15 protein-coding genes and 1 tRNA gene are annotated in these 14037 nt (G+C 73.5%); 5 read left to right on the top strand and 11 right to left on the bottom strand.

What is annotated here, in order from left to right:
• Positions 1-158: 158 nt before the first annotated feature.
• Complete coding sequence (locus JI751_RS15610) at positions 159-590, bottom strand: PRC-barrel domain-containing protein (RefSeq protein ID WP_201938752.1); 432 nt, start codon at positions 588-590, stop codon at positions 159-161.
• A gap of 143 nt (positions 591-733) precedes the next feature.
• Between JI751_RS15610 and JI751_RS15605 the strand changes: the two genes are divergently transcribed.
• From JI751_RS15605 to JI751_RS15590, 4 genes are all read left to right on the top strand, one after another.
• Entirely contained in the window at positions 734-1465 is a 732-nt protein-coding gene (locus tag JI751_RS15605; protein ID WP_201938750.1) for a response regulator transcription factor, read from the top strand.
• An 11-nt stretch (positions 1466-1476) separates the two neighbouring features.
• Entirely contained in the window at positions 1477-2835 is a 1359-nt protein-coding gene (locus JI751_RS15600; protein ID WP_201938748.1) for a sensor histidine kinase, read from the top strand.
• Positions 2832-3503: a GerMN domain-containing protein gene (locus tag JI751_RS15595; RefSeq protein ID WP_201938746.1), complete on the top strand. Its 672-nt coding sequence runs from the start codon at positions 2832-2834 to the stop codon at positions 3501-3503. Before JI751_RS15600 ends, JI751_RS15595 begins: the two co-directional genes overlap by 4 nt.
• A 138-nt stretch (positions 3504-3641) precedes the next feature.
• Entirely contained in the window at positions 3642-3923 is a 282-nt protein-coding gene (locus JI751_RS15590) for an iron-sulfur cluster assembly accessory protein (RefSeq protein WP_201938744.1), read from the top strand.
• A gap of 9 nt (positions 3924-3932) precedes the next feature.
• On the opposite strand, the gene JI751_RS15585 is transcribed toward JI751_RS15590, so the two are convergent.
• On the bottom strand, positions 3933-5036 hold the full coding sequence (locus tag JI751_RS15585; protein ID WP_201938742.1) for a potassium channel family protein: 1104 nt from the start codon (positions 5034-5036) through the stop codon (positions 3933-3935).
• A 163-nt stretch (positions 5037-5199) separates the two neighbouring features.
• Between JI751_RS15585 and JI751_RS15580 the strand changes: the two genes are divergently transcribed.
• A tRNA-Lys gene (locus JI751_RS15580) sits at positions 5200-5272 on the top strand.
• Positions 5273-5281: 9 nt separating this feature from the next.
• Here the strand turns inward: JI751_RS15580 and JI751_RS15575 are convergent.
• The 9 genes from JI751_RS15575 to JI751_RS15535 are packed head-to-tail and all read right to left on the bottom strand — an operon-like array spanning position 5282 to position 13876.
• Positions 5282-5860, bottom strand: coding sequence for a copper resistance CopC family protein (locus tag JI751_RS15575; RefSeq protein ID WP_201938740.1), 579 nt, complete (start codon positions 5858-5860; stop codon positions 5282-5284).
• Entirely contained in the window at positions 5857-6852 is a 996-nt protein-coding gene (locus tag JI751_RS15570; RefSeq protein ID WP_201938738.1) for a polyprenyl synthetase family protein, read from the bottom strand. The genes JI751_RS15575 and JI751_RS15570 overlap by 4 nt, the downstream gene beginning before the upstream one ends.
• A complete protein-coding gene (locus JI751_RS15565) occupies positions 6849-8252 on the bottom strand; it encodes an alkaline phosphatase family protein (protein WP_236666395.1) in 1404 nt (467 codons plus the stop codon). Before JI751_RS15565 ends, JI751_RS15570 begins: the two co-directional genes overlap by 4 nt.
• A 23-nt stretch (positions 8253-8275) precedes the next feature.
• Positions 8276-9469: a metabolite traffic protein EboE gene (gene eboE / locus JI751_RS15560; RefSeq protein WP_201938737.1), complete on the bottom strand. Its 1194-nt coding sequence runs from the start codon at positions 9467-9469 to the stop codon at positions 8276-8278.
• On the bottom strand, positions 9469-10341 hold the full coding sequence (locus JI751_RS15555; protein ID WP_201938734.1) for a TatD family hydrolase: 873 nt from the start codon (positions 10339-10341) through the stop codon (positions 9469-9471). Before JI751_RS15555 ends, eboE begins: the two co-directional genes overlap by 1 nt.
• Before the next feature lies 1 nt (position 10342).
• Positions 10343-10996 (bottom strand): EboA domain-containing protein, encoded by a 654-nt coding sequence (locus JI751_RS15550; protein ID WP_201938732.1) that lies wholly within the window; start codon positions 10994-10996, stop codon positions 10343-10345.
• Positions 10993-11862 carry a sugar phosphate isomerase/epimerase family protein gene (locus JI751_RS15545; protein ID WP_236666394.1) on the bottom strand — a complete coding sequence of 290 codons (870 nt, stop codon included), beginning with the start codon at positions 11860-11862 and terminating at the stop codon, positions 10993-10995. Before JI751_RS15545 ends, JI751_RS15550 begins: the two co-directional genes overlap by 4 nt.
• A complete protein-coding gene (locus JI751_RS15540) occupies positions 11859-12728 on the bottom strand; it encodes an SCO3242 family prenyltransferase (protein ID WP_201938726.1) in 870 nt (289 codons plus the stop codon). Before JI751_RS15540 ends, JI751_RS15545 begins: the two co-directional genes overlap by 4 nt.
• A complete protein-coding gene (locus tag JI751_RS15535; protein ID WP_236666393.1) occupies positions 12725-13876 on the bottom strand; it encodes an inositol-3-phosphate synthase in 1152 nt (383 codons plus the stop codon). Before JI751_RS15535 ends, JI751_RS15540 begins: the two co-directional genes overlap by 4 nt.
• Positions 13877-14037 lie beyond the last annotated feature (161 nt).

The following is a 14037-nucleotide window of genomic DNA, read 5'->3' as shown; positions in this document are numbered from 1 at the left end:
AGACCCGCCTGCGGGCGACAACCTGTGTGACAGCCTTGTCGCACAACTGACCCGGGACCGTCGCGCCACGTGCGCCGGGCGGGGTGAAGCCCCCCGGGCCCATGACCCGGAGGGCTTCTCTTCCCCACATGCACTCGCCGCCCCCCAGCGGCGAGCGGTCATCTGTCCCGGTCGTGGAAGTACGGCGAGGGGTAGCCGTCCTCCCAGTAGGGCGTGTAGCCGAAGTAGCTGTAGACGGGGCGGTAGTCGACGGGGCCTGGCGGTTCGGGGTCGTAGTCGAAGCCGGACTCGACGTGGAGGTCGCTGCGCTCGAGGAGCACGGCGTCGCGCACCCGGGCCACGGCGTCCACCGGCACCAGCCGGTGGTGCTGGGCGAGTCCGAGGAAACCTCCGGAGGCGACGACGAGCAGCCGCGCCCGACGCTGGTCGGGGTCGAGGAGGATCTCCTCCACCTCGCCCACCCGGTGGTCGCGCACGTCCATCACCGGCATTCCCCGCACGTCGTCCTGCTGATCGGCCAACGCCATGGCGCCCGCACCGAGTGGCACGAGCTCGTGCACCATCGTCATCGTCGACTCCTCCTCGTTCATGTACGGCACCTGCGTCCTCACGTGCCTCAACGGTGCCAGCCGGAGATGACGGGGAACCTGATCGACCCATTGCAGTTCCGTGACAAAGCCGCCGAGCCGTCGGTCGGACCGCCGGCATCGGCCGCGATGGTTAGGTGGAGCCCATGACGACTCGCGTACTGGTGCTCGAGGACGACATCGGCCTGCGCACGTCGCTCCGCCTGGTGCTCGAGGACGACGACTACGAGGTCGAGGAGGCGGGAGACGCGGAGACCGCGCTCCGGCTCGTCGAGGAGCGCGACATCGAGATCATGCTGGTCGACCTGATGCTGGGTGGCGTGGACGGCTTCACGTTCATCCGGCGCGCGCGCCCGCTCACCGACGCCCCCATCGTGGTCATCAGCGCCCGGGACGGCGTGCAGGACATCGTCTCCGCCCTCGAGGCCGGCGCCGACGACTACGTCAGCAAGCCCTTCGACGTCACGGAGGTGCAGGCTCGTCTCCGCGCGCTGCTGCGGCGGCCGGCGCTGGCACAGGCGGCGTCCTCGCCGGATCAGCAGCCGGACGCCCCCCACGCCGGCGAGGTCTTCGTCCTCGACTCCGGCGCCGGCCCGCTCGTCTTCGACCGCGCCGCCGCTCACCTGCGACGCGGCGAGCGGGAGATCCACCTGACCATGACGGAGTACAAGCTGCTCACCGTGCTGTCCGAGAACGCCGGTCGCGTGCTGAGCCGGGCCGCCCTGCTCGACCACGTGTGGGACCGCGGGTTCTTCGGCGACGAGCGGATCGTCGACGTGCACGTCCGGCGACTGCGCAAGAAGCTCGAGCTCGACCCGGCCGAGCCGCGGACGCTGGTCACGGTCCGCGGTCTGGGCTACCGGCTCGACGCTCGGTGACGGGTCGAGCAGTGCGTCCGGGCCTGCGCGCGTCGGTGACGGCGACGTTCGCCCTGGGCGCGCTGCTGCTGTCGGTGGCGCTGTCGGTGGGGACGTACGTCTCCGCACGTCAGCTCCTCGTCGAGCAGCGTGAGCGCACGGCGCTGCGGCAGGCGTACGCCGACGCGGCGCTCGTGCGTGACGGCCTGGCCACGGCCGGCACCAGCGTCAGCGAGGCGCTCGGGGCCGTGGCACCGCCGGCCGGAGCGTCGATGCACGTGTACCGACGCGGACAGTGGTTCTCCTCGACCCTCGACCAGTCGGGCGAGGCGCTGACCGCGGGGGTGCGTCCCACGGTGGACGAGGGGTCGGCGAGCCTCGCGTGGACCGACCGCACCGACCCGCACGCCGTCGTGGTGGGCATCCCGCTGCCGTCCGTCGACGCGCAGTACTTCGAGATCGCGGTGGCCGACGAGCTGCAGGCGACGCTGCACACCCTGGCCCTCGCGCTGGCCGTCGGCGCCGCGCTGACCACCCTCGCGGGCGCCGCGCTGGGACGCACGGCGAGCGGTCGGCTGCTCTCGCCGCTGCGCGAGGTGTCGCGCGCCGCCACGGACATCTCCGCAGGGGACCTCCACCGACGGCTGGCGGGCAGCGACGACCCGGACCTGTCGGTGCTGGTGGACTCCTTCAACCACATGGTCGACGACCTGCACGACCGCATCGAGCGCGACGCCCGGTTCGCTGCGGACGTGAGCCACGAGCTGCGCACCCCGCTGACGACCCTGACCACCAGCCTCGCGCTGCTCCAGCGCGCCCGCGACCTCAGCCCGCAGTCCCAGCGGGCCGTCGGGCTGATGGCCGACGAGCTGGCGCGCTTCCGGCGGGCCCTCGAGGACCTGCTCGCGCTCGGTCGGCTGGAGGCGGGGATCGACGAGTCGGCGCTCTCGCCCACCGCGGTCGACGACCTCGTCCGGCACGCGCTGGCGACGGGCGGTGCGGAGGGGCTCGACGTGCGCTCCGACGGATCCGGGGCGCAGGTGCTCGTCGACCGCCCGCAGATGGTGCGAGCGCTGGTGAACCTGGTGCGCAACGCCGAGCTGCACGGCGGCGGGCTCGCGAGCGTGCGCACGGAGGTACGCGGCGACCACGTCGACATCACCGTCCGCGACACCGGCCCCGGCGTGCCGCCGGACGAGCGCGAGCGGATCTTCGAACGCTTCGCCCGGGCCGGCGGCACGAAGGTGGGGACCGGCAGCGGTCTCGGCCTCAGCATCGTCGCCGAGACGGTGCGCCGCCACGGCGGCACGGTGCGGTGCGCCGGTGCGGACGGCGGCGGCGCGGAGTTCGTCGTACGTCTCCCCCTGTCACGCCCGGAGGTGGACCGGTGAGCCGCGTCCGGCGTCGTCGTGGGGTCCCGCTCCTGCTCACGGTCGTCCTCGCGGCGGGGACGGGCGGCTGCGGACTCCCCGACGGGAGCCGCACCCAGGTGGTCGAGGACTCGTCCGTGCCCTACGACCTGCTCGGCGCCGGTGACGCCACCTCGGGCTCGCCGAGCGACGTCACGACGCTGCCGGGGGACGTCCCGGTCGTGTTCTGGGTCGGACCGGACGACAGGCTGGCTCCCGCGACCGTGGACTCGTCGTGCGACCGCCCGCCCGAGGTCGTCGTGCGGGAGGTGCTGGACGCGCTCGAGGCAGCACCCACCGCGGCGCAGCGCGACAGCGGCCTGGCCTCGGCCATCCCGTCCACGGCCGCGCTCGGGCTGGCGCGGGTCGTCTCGGGTGTCGCCGAGGTCGTGCTCGACCCCGTCGCCGTCGGTGACGCCGAGCGACTCCCTCTGGCCGTCGGCCAGATCGTGCTCTCGGTGACGTCGGCGCCGGGGGTGCGCGCCGTGCGGCTCGTGACATCCGGCCAGGCGGTCGACGTCCCCCTGCCCGGCGGTGCGCTCGCGACCGGTGACGTCACGGCGAAGGACTACGCCGTGCTGCTGCCCGGACGACTCGCCGACGGCATCGCCGACGCGGGCGACATCGGGTGCCCCGACCCGCCGACATGACGATCGGATGACAGGCCGGTGACGCCTCCCGGACAGTCCCCGACCACGTCCGCCACCTTCCTTGCCCGCACGTCCGAGCGCTGTCTTGATGGAAGGACGGGCACCGAGCCGGTGCCACCCGAGCGAGAAGGAGACGACATGATCACCATGACTCCCCGCGCACACCGCGTCGTCCGACAGGTCACGGCGCACCCCCGGGTCGGACGTCGGTCCGGCCTCCGGATCGCCGCGCCCGAGCCCCACGCCGAGACCCTCGACGTACGGACGGTGGCCGCGCCGGAGCCGGGGGACCGCATCGTGGAGGACGACGGCGCGCGCCTCTACCTCGACGACGAGGCCGAGCCGCGGGTCGACGGCCACCTCCTGGACGCCGTCACCGGGGAGACCGGCCAGATCCACTTCGTCGTACGCGCCGGCTGAGCGTCGGGCTCAGCCGTTGTCGACCTTCAGCGGTGCGAGCGTGCCCAGCGACTCGGCGACGACCACCGCGTCGTCGCCGGGCTGGAGCCGGAAGCCGGGGCCGGGGTTGACGAACGACGCGGACTCGCGGCCGACCGCGAGGAGGGTGGCGTTGTGCTCGCTCCGCATCCGCGACGAGAGCTCGTCGACGGAGAGGCCGATGTACTCGTCGGGGAGGGTGACGCGGTAGAGCTCGGACCCCTCGCCGCCGGACACGATGTCGGTGACGATGCCCGCGATGCCCGGGTAGAGCGACGAGCGGGCGAGCAGCCGGGAGGCGATGCGCGAGGTCACGACGATCTCGTCGGCGCGCGCCCGCTTGAAGTGCTCGACGTGCGCCGGGTTGTTGGCCTCCACCACCGTGCGCACCTGGGGTGCGATCGTCTCGACCGCCATCACCGTGAGGATCGAGCGCATGTCCGCGTCGTTGCTGGCGTCCGCGGGGCAGATGATCGCCGCCATCGCCTCCTCGATCCCCGCCCGCCTGAGCACGTCCGCGTCCGTGCAGTCACCGCTCACGAAGTAGGCGAGCGACCCGGCCGGGTTCTTGTCCGAGTCGTGCACGACGACGACCCGAGGGGTGTACTCGTCGGTGGACAGCTCCGTGATCAGCTCGCGCGCGGTGGGGTTCCACCCGCACACCACGATGTGGTCGCGGTAGCCCGCTGCACCCATGCCCTGACCTTCTTTCAGCAGGAAGTCGATGACGAAGCCCACGAGCGCCCCGGTGATCGCGGCGACGATCGCCACGCCGAAGAGCACGAGCAGCCAGCTCACGAGGTAGCCGGCCACGGAGGTGACGTACGACGCGTCGCCCGCGCCCATGACCGTGGTGACGCCCCAGTAGAAGGTCGCCCCGAACGACTCGGCGACCGAGCCGACCGAGTCCTTGTCGCCCTCGATCGCGGTCACCAGGACCGAGGCCACCGCGACCACGGCGAAGAGGCCGAGCATCAGGCGGAGGAAGAAGCCGCGCTCCATCCCGGCCGTGAGCCGGTTGACGTGGAAGCCGATGCGGCGGAGCACGGGTGACAGGAACAGCCCGTGCAGCCTGCGTGCCAGCCGTCCCCTCATGGCATCCCTCGACCCCGCCGTCAGCGGCCCCTCCGCCGACGCTCGGATGCTGCCAGCAGTCCCGCGCCGCTGACCAGACCCGGCGCAGGTGGTCCAGACCCGCCCCGCCCGAGCCAGCCAAGCCCTCTGAGATGATCGGTGCCGGCACGGCGCCCCGTGCCGCGGGCCTCTAGCTCAATTGGTAGAGCAGCGGACTTTTAATCCGTTGGTTCAGGGTTCGAGCCCCTGGAGGCCTACCGCGACCCCTACCGCGACCGTGCCGAACCGGACCGCAGCGACCGTCGTCGCCCCAGCACCAGTGCGACTGCGGCACTGCCCACGAGGAGTGCCGCCGGCACCGCGATCCCCGGGCCATCCTCCTCCGGCTCGTCCGCCGACCGGACGGGGGCGGGGGCGCTGCTGGCGTCGGGGTCGGTGGAGGTGCCGGGTTCGAGGACCGAGAGCGCGCCGACCTCGAAGTGCAGGTCGCCACGCACGTCGTGCCCGTCCTCGGACACGACGAAGTAGGACATCGTGTAGTCGCCCGCCGGGCCCGCCCACAGGGTCTGCATGACCTCAGCACCGTCGAACGTCGCCTCACCGTTGGTGACGCTCCCCTCCGGACCGATGACCGCGATCTCCTTCACCTCGCGGACCGGTGCCGAGAAGGTGAGGTAGGCACGCGAGGGCATCACCTCGACCAGCCCGTCGGCGGGCGGCTGGGACGCGACCAGAGCACTGTGGGCGACCGCGGGCTGCACCTGCGGCCAGCCGGAGAGCACAGCGGCCGAGGCGACGGCCAGCAGGACGGCGACGCGGCGCAGACCCGCTCGCACACCGCTCATGCGGATACGTCGTGCGGGCAGCTGTGGTGACGGGTGTCGAGGCACGGCTGGGTCTCCGTTCGTGGATGGTGGGGCGCGGGCTCGAGGCGTCCGAAGGCGGTCGCGACGCGGGCGGTGACCTCCGGGTCGGCGTCGTCGAGGACCACGAGGGTGGCGCGAGCGAGGGCCTCCACGCCCCAGCAGCCCCACGCCGAGGCCGCGGGTGGGAGCGAGGATCGCGCTTCCCGGAGCTCGCTGACGACGAGCTCGAGCACCTCGTCCACGCCACGGCCGTCCGGCACGAGCGAGAGCCGGGTCGGTACGCCGTTGCGCGCGTCGGCACCCGTCGGCTTGCCGGTCAGGGCCGGGTCGCCGTAGCGGTCCAGCAGGTCGTCGACGTGCTGGAAGGCGCGTCCGAAGTGCAGCCCGTACCGACCGTGCGCGGCCACCACCCCGGCGTCCGCACCCGCCGCCAGGGCGCCCGCCTCGGCGGACGAACGGAACAGCTCGGCGGTCTTGAGCGAGGCGTACTCCGCCTGTGCGGCGAGGGAGGGCAGGTCGACCAGCTCCCCCTCGTGCAGCTGACCGGCCGCCATCAGGTCGAGGGCCCGCGCCCACACCGTGGACACGCCCGGCGCCGAGGCCGCGGCTGCAGCACTCCCACGGGCGAGGAGCAGGTCACCCACGACGATCGCCGTCGACAGGCCTGCCTGTGCGACCACCGACGCGCGGCCGCGACGCAGGTCCGCTCCGTCGATGATGTCGTCGTGGACGAGGGTGGCCACGTGCAGCAGCTCCGTCGCGAGCGCCGCCTCCACGACGGCGTGCCGCACCTCCGCCGCAGCGAGGTCGGCACCCGCGGCCGCGGCGCTGCGGACCACCATCGCGGGCCGCAGCAGCTTGCCCGGCCGCAGTGCGTCCGCGACGACGCCGTCGACCCGCGGGACCCCGCACGACGCCGGCGTACGCAGCCGGTCGCGCACGCGGTCGAGGAGGGCGTCGACGTCGGTCACGAGGAGGTCCCGGCACCTGCGTCGGCAGCGGCAACCGCCGATGCCCCCGCCATCCTGAGCAGCAGGTCGCGGACGTCCGTCGCCGCGATGCGCCCGTCGAGGACGTCGGGGCGGTCGCACAGCACCATGGGTGAGTCGCCGTCGCGAGCGGGGAGGCGACCGTGGGTCCCGCGCACGGGCGACGGGTCGAGCGGGACGACCTTCATCGCGTAGCGCAGGCCGGCCGCCTTGCGGGCGAGGGTCAGCGCGGCCTTCGCCTTGACGAGCCTGTCCTCGGGGTCGAAGAAGAGCTCCGCCGGGTCGTAGCCGGGCTTGCGGTGGATCTCCACCCCGCGGGCGAAGTCGGGGGCACGGTCGTCGTCGTCCCAGTAGTAGTAGGTGAACCACGCCGTCGGCTCCGCCACGAGCACGAGCTCGCCCGAGCGCGGGTGGTCGAGGCCGACCGCGGCCTGGCCGGAGGCGTCGAGCACCTCGGCCACGCCCTCGAGCCCGGCGCAGACCGCGCGGACCCGCTCGAGGTCGGCGGGATCGGCGACGTAGACGTGGGCGACCTGGTGGTCGGCGACCGCGAACGCCCGGGAGACCCACGGGTCGAGGTACTCCATCCCGTCCTGGGTGTAGACCTCGAGCAGGCCCTCCGCCCGCAGCAACCGGTTCACGTCGACCGGCGTGTCGGCCCTCGTGATGCCGTACTCCGACACGACGACGACGCGGGTGCCGGCGCGCGCGGCGTCGTCGAGCAGCGGCGCGAGGGCAGCATCGACGTCACGGGCCGCCTGGTGCGCCTCGGGGGCGTCGGGGCCGAAGCGCTGGAGGTCGTAGTCGAGGTGCGGGAGGTAGGCGAGCGTCAGGTCGGCCCGGGGCATCAGGCGGCGAGCGGCGCCGACGATCCACTCGGTCGAACGGATCGAGGCCGTCGGACCCCAGTACTGGAACAGCGGGAACTCGCCCAGCTCGGCGACGAGCTCGTCGCGCAGCTCGGGCGGGCGGGTGTAGCAGTCGGGGGCCTTCTTGCCGTCGGCGTAGTAGATCGGGCGCGGGGTGACCGTCCAGTCGGTCGAGGCGCCCATCGCGTACCACCAGCACACGTTGGCGACCGTGTAGCCCGGGTCCTGCCGGCGGATCGTCTCCCACACCTTCTCGCCGCCCACGAGCGCGTTGTGCTGGCGCCAGAGGAAGACCTCGCCGAGGTCGCGGAAGTACCACCCGTTGCCGACGATGCCGTGGCCGGACGGCGGCAGCCCCGTCAGGAAGGTCGACTGCACGCTGCAGGTGACAGCCGGGAGCACGGTGTCGAGCACCGCGGACGACCCGGTGTCGGCCAATCTCCTCAACCGCGGCATGTGCTGCAGCAGGTCGGGCGTCAGTCCGACCACGTCGACGACGAGCAGCTGGTCCATCAGGTCCTCCAGGGGTGGTGTGGTCAGAGCGGTACGAGCCCGAGGTCGACGAGCTCGGCGTGCACCCACGCGAGCTCGGCGGCCAGGCCGTCGGCCAGTGCGTCCTCGTCGGCCGGGGCGCCGCCGGGGAGCACCGACCAGGTGTAGGTCTCGACCTCGAGGTGGTCCACCCGCGCGGTGGGGCCACCGAGGAGGGCGGCCAAGGACGCGCGCAGGTCCTCGCGCCCGGTGCGCAGCGGCGGGGCGGGGTCGGCGTGGACGGGGACGTGGAAGTGGACCCGCCAGGCGGAGTCCGTCGCGAGCGGCTCCGGACCGTCCAGCGCCTCGGGGAGGTCGTCGCGGCCGGCGATGTCGCGGCCACCGGGCAGCTCCTGCCGCACCTGGTGCAGGAAGCGGTCCTCGGCGTAGGACGTGAGGGCGCGCCGGGCCTCCGGGTGCCCCGGGTCGTCGACCACGAGCGCCGACGCGGGCTGTGCCTTGACCACGCGCAGCCCGGCCTCGTCGAGGAGCCCCAGCGCCCGGACCGCGTCGTCGAAGCCCACGGACAGGTGGCACAGGTCGAGGCAGACGCCCACCCACTCGCGGTCGACCCGGGCCAGCCGGTCCACCGCGTCCTCGATCGTCTCGACCACGCAGCCGGGCTCGGGCTCGATGCCGACGACCACCCGGCGACCGGTGCGCGACTCCAGGGCGGCGAGCCCGGCCGCGAGCTCGGCGAGGTGCGTCTCGGCGACCGACTGGTCGGTGGGTGACCACGGGGTGCGCCACCCCAGGGGCAGCGAGGAGATCGAGCCGTGGTCGGCGTCGTCGGGCAGCAGCCCGGCGAGCACCCGCGCAGCGGCGAGCGTGTAGTCGAGGCGGTCGCGGTCGGTCCACCTCGGGAGGTAGACCGCGTGCTTGACCACGGACCCCTGGAAGTCGGCGTAGGGGAACGCGTTGACGGTCACCACCTCGACGCCGTGGTCGGCCAGCCGGCCGCGGATCCGGCGTACGCTGTCGGGGTCGGCCGCCAGCCGGTGGGCGGCTGCGGCGGGGAGCCACAGGCCGAGACCCACGCGATCGCCCGTCGTGCCGCCGGTTCGCTCGGTGAGTGCTCGACGGATCAGTCCGCCCATCGAGGTCGCCTGGCGGACGAGGCCGTCGACGTCCTCGGCCGGCAGGACGTTGGTGCCGTAGCCCAGGTGGACGACGGTGCCATCGGGGTGGCGCAGGCGCATCAGGCCACCGGCTCTCCGCGCAGGACGGAGTTGCCCTCGAACGTCGCCGGCGACCGCAGGTCGGCGCCGTCCGACTCCCCGTCGAGGAGGAGTCGTCCGCTCTGGCCGAAGAACTCCACCGGGTTGCGCCACATCACCGTGTCGACGTCGTCGTCGCTGAAGCCGGCCGCCAGCATCGCGTCCGCGGTGACACGGGTCAGGAGGGGATCGCTCCGCCCCCAGTCGGCGGCCGAGTTGACCAGCACCCGCTCGGTGCCGCGGTCCTGGAGGATGCGGACCATGCGCTGCGGGTCCATCTTGGTGTCGGGATAGATGGAGAAGCCCATCCAGCACCCGCGCTCGTCGACAGGACCGACGGTCAGCTCGTTGAGGTGGTCCACGACGACCATGCCGGGGTCGATCCCCGACTCCTCGACGAGCTCGAGGGTGCGGGCGGTGCCCCCCTCCTTGTCCCGGTGCGGGGTGTGCACCATCGCGGGCAGGGCGAACTCCACGGCCAGCGCCAGCTGGCGACGGAACGCCTCCTCCTCGGCCTCGCCCATCGAGTCGAAGCCGATCTCGCCGACGGCGACCACCCCGTCCTTGCCGAGGTAGCGCTCGAGGACGTCGAGGACGCCGACGCACCGCGGGTCGTTGGCCTCCTTGGGGTTCAGCGCGATCGTGCAGTGGTGGGTGATGCCGAACTGGGCGGCACGGAACCGCTCCCACCCGACGAGCGCATCGAAGTAGTCGGTGAAGGAGCCGACGTTGGTGCGGGGCTGCCCCAGCCAGAACGCCGGCTCGACCACGGCGCGCACCCCCGCGGCGTGCATCCGCTCGTAGTCGTCGGTGGTGCGCGAGGTCATGTGGATGTGCGGGTCGAAGATGCGCATGTCAGCCTTCCGGGGCGGTCGCGGTGGGGTCGGGCGCACTCATCGCGAGGACGGTGCGGGCGTCGTCGGGGACCGGGCGTCCCGCCGCACGGCGCTCGTCGGAGAAGCGGCCCACCATGGCGACGAGCTCGTCGTCGGCGCGGGTGCGCAGGTCGGCGACCGCGGACAGGGGGACTCCGACGAACAGGCACTTCAGCACGCCGTGCCGCCAGTCGTGCGCGGAGAGCCGGCTCGCGTGGGGACCCATCGCCGCAGCCACGAGCCGTACGTCGTTGGTGCGGAGCGCATCGAGCAGCAGGGCCGAACCGTCGACCCGGGGGTCGTCGATCCCGGCCAGCGCGTGCAGCACGGCACGCTTCTCATCGGCGTCCCCGTGGCGGTAGAGCAGGGTGAGCTCGTCGAGCAGCGCCTCCGGTCCGAGGTCGGTGGCCGCCGTCGCGATCAGCTCGACCCGCACCGCGTCCTCGATGCGGTGGCCGTCGCCGTCGCCGAACGGCCCCCGGGCCGTGCGCCGCGCGGCCGCCGGGAAGGTCCGGGCGAGCGTCGTCGTCCCCGCGGCCACCGAGGCGAGCATGTCGTCGAGCGCCGCCGAGGGGTCGGCACCCAGGGCGGTGCGCAGGTCCGCGGCCGGGAGGAGGAGTCGCACGTCGGTCATCGGCCACCTCCGGAAGCGCCCACGGTCCGGTTGACCCGGTCGAGCGAGGCCCGCAGGGTGGTCATCGACGACGCCGCGACCACGGGCGCGGCGTGCGAGTGCCGCGGCAGCTCGACGCACGCGAGCCCGCTGTAGTCGGACTCGACGAGGGCTCCGAGGACGCGGTCGAGGTCCAGCTCGCCCGTGCCGAGCTCGAGGTGCTCGTGGACGTCGCGGACCATGTCGTCGACCTGGACGTTGGCGAGGAGGGAGCCCGCGGCCTCCACCGTCGCGGCAGGGGTGCGGGGCTCGTTGCAGACCAGGTGACCCAGGTCGAGGGTGACCCGGAGGTGCTCGGGGGCACCGAGCCGCTGCCGCAGCTCGAGCACGTCGTCGAGGGTCGCGAGGAACATCCCGGGCTCGGGCTCGACGCACACGACGACGCCGCGGGCGTCGGCGAGCTCGAGCACCGGGCCGAGGCCGTCGACCACCCTCTGCCAGAGGACCTCGGTGTCCACGCCCGCGCGCGGCGTGCCCGACCAGCACGACATGGCCTCCGACCCGAGCTCGGAGGCGATCCACACCGCACGGCACAGCAGGTCGACCCGCCGGTCGCGTCCCTCGTCGCTGACGAGGGTCGGCTCGTGCTTGCGCAGCGGGTCCAGGACGTAGCGGGACCCGGTCTCCACCACGGAGGCCAGGCCGTAGGACTCCAGGCAGCGGCGGGCGTGCGAGACCTGGGCGGGCAGGTCACCGAAGGGGTCGAGGTGGGGCTGGTCGAGCGTGAGCCCGACGCCCTCGTAGCCGAGGGAGGAGACGACGCTGCAGGCGTCCGCCAGCCGGTGGCCGGCGAAGCCGTTGAGCCCGTATCCGAGACGCAGGCTCATGTGGGGCTCATCCTGCGCGCGAGCCGCGGGAGCACGAGACCAGCACCGGCCACGACCGCGGCCCGTCCGGTCCGCCCGGCCGCTGCGAGCCAGGCGGCCTGGAGGAAGGTGAGTCCCACGATGCCGGAGCCGGTCGCCCGCCGGACGGTAGCGGCGTCGGGCGAGGCGTGGGCGCGTCGCTGCGGCCCGCCCACGGCGATGCCGTAGCCGACCACGGCCGCGACGGCGACCAACCGGTCGCTGCCCCGGCCGCTGCGGGACACGGAAGCCAGGAGGACCGAGCCGGCAGCGATCGTGGCCGCCAGTGCTGCGGTCGTGCTCACCGGGTCGGCTCCGTGCACCTCCCCGCGGCTCAGCACCGTGACGCCCAGAGTGTGCAGGGCGACGGACGCAGCCGGGGCCAGCGCGGCGGCGGGGGCCACCGCCGAGCCGAGCAGCACGTCGAGCCCGCGCGTCGAGGCCATCACGAAGGGCCCTGCCGCGGAGTCCTTGGCCACGACGTCGTACGCCGCCACCAGGGCGGCGAGCGGCACGCTGACCCGCAGTGCCGCGCGACCGCCCACGGCCGCCGTCACCGCGACGCCGCAGGCCGCGAGGAGACCGGCCGCCAGCAGCGCCTGCTCGGGCGCGACGCGACCCGACGGGATGACCCGCTCGGGTCGCTCCACCGCGTCGAGGTCACGGTCGGCCCAGTCGTTGAGCGCCATGCCGGACCAGTAGAGGAGGACCGAGCCGACGGGCATGAGGGACGTGCCCGACGCAGCTGCGCTCCTCGAGGCACCCGTCCACGCGTCGCCCGGGACCGTGAGCGCCGCCGGGAGGCGGACGAGCTCGGCGAGGTCCCGCACCAGCGACGAGGACGTCACGAGGCCAGTCCCCGACGCCAGGCGACCAGCTCGTGGAACTGCTCGGTCAGCCGGTGCTCGGTGCCACCGACCGGGTCCTTGAAGAAGAAGCCCAGCTCAGGGAGGGCCCCGGAGCGTCCTGCTGCGTGTGCGGCGGACACCAACCGGACGAGGTCGAGCACCAGTGGGGCGGCGAGGGCCGAGTCGCAGCCCTGCCAGGTGAGCTGGAGCGTCATCCGGGTGCCGAGGAAGCCGTCGAAGCGCACGTGGTCCCACGCGGTCTTCCACTCCCCCAGGTCCTCGAGCTGGTCGATGTGCATCGGACCTGGCACCGGTCGCCCGACCATGGCGTCGAGCCCGCTCCGCTTGGCCACGGTCTTGCTGCGGGCCGCCTCGGGGTCCGCCAGGGTGCGACCGTCACCGCCGCCGAGCAGGTTGACCGACGTCCACGACCGGAGGTCGAGCGCCCGCATCACGAACATCGGCGCGAGGGCGGACTTGAGGAGCGTCTCCCCGGTCTTCCCGTCGCACCCGGCGTAGGGCAGGCCGTGCCGCGCCGCCGCGTCGACGACCACCGGGAGGCGCAGGCAGGGGCTCGGCGTGAACGACACGAAGGACGCCCCGGACCGGAACGCCGCGAGTGCGTAGACCGCTCCGACCGGCAGGGGACCGTCGAGGTCCGTCAGCTCCTCGGGGTGGTCCACCGGGGGTTGCGTGCTGGCGACGTCGACGACGACCACACGTGCGAGGTCGTGACGCCGGCGGAAGTCGGAGATGTCGTCGGCCAGTCGCTGGACGGCGGTGGCGACGTCCTCCTCGCCCGGGGCGTACCCGGGACGGACCTCTGCGTCGACCTTCTCCAAGTCGGCGGCGACCGCGCTGACCAGGGCTGCCGGGACCACTCCCCCCTCCGCCAGGGACTCGGCCTTCTTGGCCACCCCCTGGGGGTTGACGTCGTGGCCGCCGAAGACGAGGTCCACGAGCTGGGGCAACCCGTCGGGGTCGAGCTCCTCGAGCTCGGTCACGAGCCCGGTGGCCGGCGCCAGGCCCTGGGCCACGCCGAGGGCGCCCACGACCGCCGTGGTCGCCACGGATCCCCGCGCACCCACGAACCACACGCCGGTCCGCTCGGGGGCGCGAACGGGGACGTCCTCGTTGCTCGACATCATGACCTCAGGACTGCGTGGAGAAGGCGGCGTCGAAGGCCGCGTCGGGGGCGTCGAACGCGAGGCGGCGCACGAACTCCAACGCCTCGGGCGCACCCAGGAGCCGGTCCATCCCGGCGTCCTCCCACTCCACCGAGATCGGGCCGTCGTAACCGATCGTGTTG

Origin of the sequence: Nocardioides baculatus (assembly GCF_016735675.1) — a bacterium.
GTDB classification, from domain to species: domain Bacteria; phylum Actinomycetota; class Actinomycetes; order Propionibacteriales; family Nocardioidaceae; genus Nocardioides; species Nocardioides baculatus.
The sequence above is the reverse complement of the archived record's forward strand: the minus strand, read 5'-3'. Positions and strand labels throughout refer to the sequence as shown.

Excerpts from the sequence above, each read along its gene's own strand:
- JI751_RS15610 (WP_201938752.1), bottom strand. The coding sequence starts at position 590 with ATGAACGAGGAGGAGTCGACGATGACGATGGTGCACGAGCTCGTGCCA.
- JI751_RS15605 (WP_201938750.1), top strand. The coding sequence starts at position 734 with ATGACGACTCGCGTACTGGTGCTCGAGGACGACATCGGCCTGCGCACG.
- JI751_RS15590 (WP_201938744.1), top strand. The coding sequence starts at position 3,642 with ATGATCACCATGACTCCCCGCGCACACCGCGTCGTCCGACAGGTCACG.
- JI751_RS15585 (WP_201938742.1), bottom strand. The coding sequence starts at position 5,036 with ATGAGGGGACGGCTGGCACGCAGGCTGCACGGGCTGTTCCTGTCACCC.
- JI751_RS15575 (WP_201938740.1), bottom strand. The coding sequence starts at position 5,860 with ATGAGCGGTGTGCGAGCGGGTCTGCGCCGCGTCGCCGTCCTGCTGGCC.
- JI751_RS15565 (WP_236666395.1), bottom strand. The coding sequence starts at position 8,252 with ATGGACCAGCTGCTCGTCGTCGACGTGGTCGGACTGACGCCCGACCTG.
- eboE (WP_201938737.1), bottom strand. The coding sequence starts at position 9,469 with ATGCGCCTGCGCCACCCCGATGGCACCGTCGTCCACCTGGGCTACGGC.
- JI751_RS15555 (WP_201938734.1), bottom strand. The coding sequence starts at position 10,341 with ATGCGCATCTTCGACCCGCACATCCACATGACCTCGCGCACCACCGAC.
- JI751_RS15550 (WP_201938732.1), bottom strand. The coding sequence starts at position 10,996 with ATGACCGACGTGCGACTCCTCCTCCCGGCCGCGGACCTGCGCACCGCC.
- JI751_RS15545 (WP_236666394.1), bottom strand. The coding sequence starts at position 11,862 with ATGAGCCTGCGTCTCGGATACGGGCTCAACGGCTTCGCCGGCCACCGG.
- JI751_RS15535 (WP_236666393.1), bottom strand. The coding sequence starts at position 13,876 with ATGATGTCGAGCAACGAGGACGTCCCCGTTCGCGCCCCCGAGCGGACC.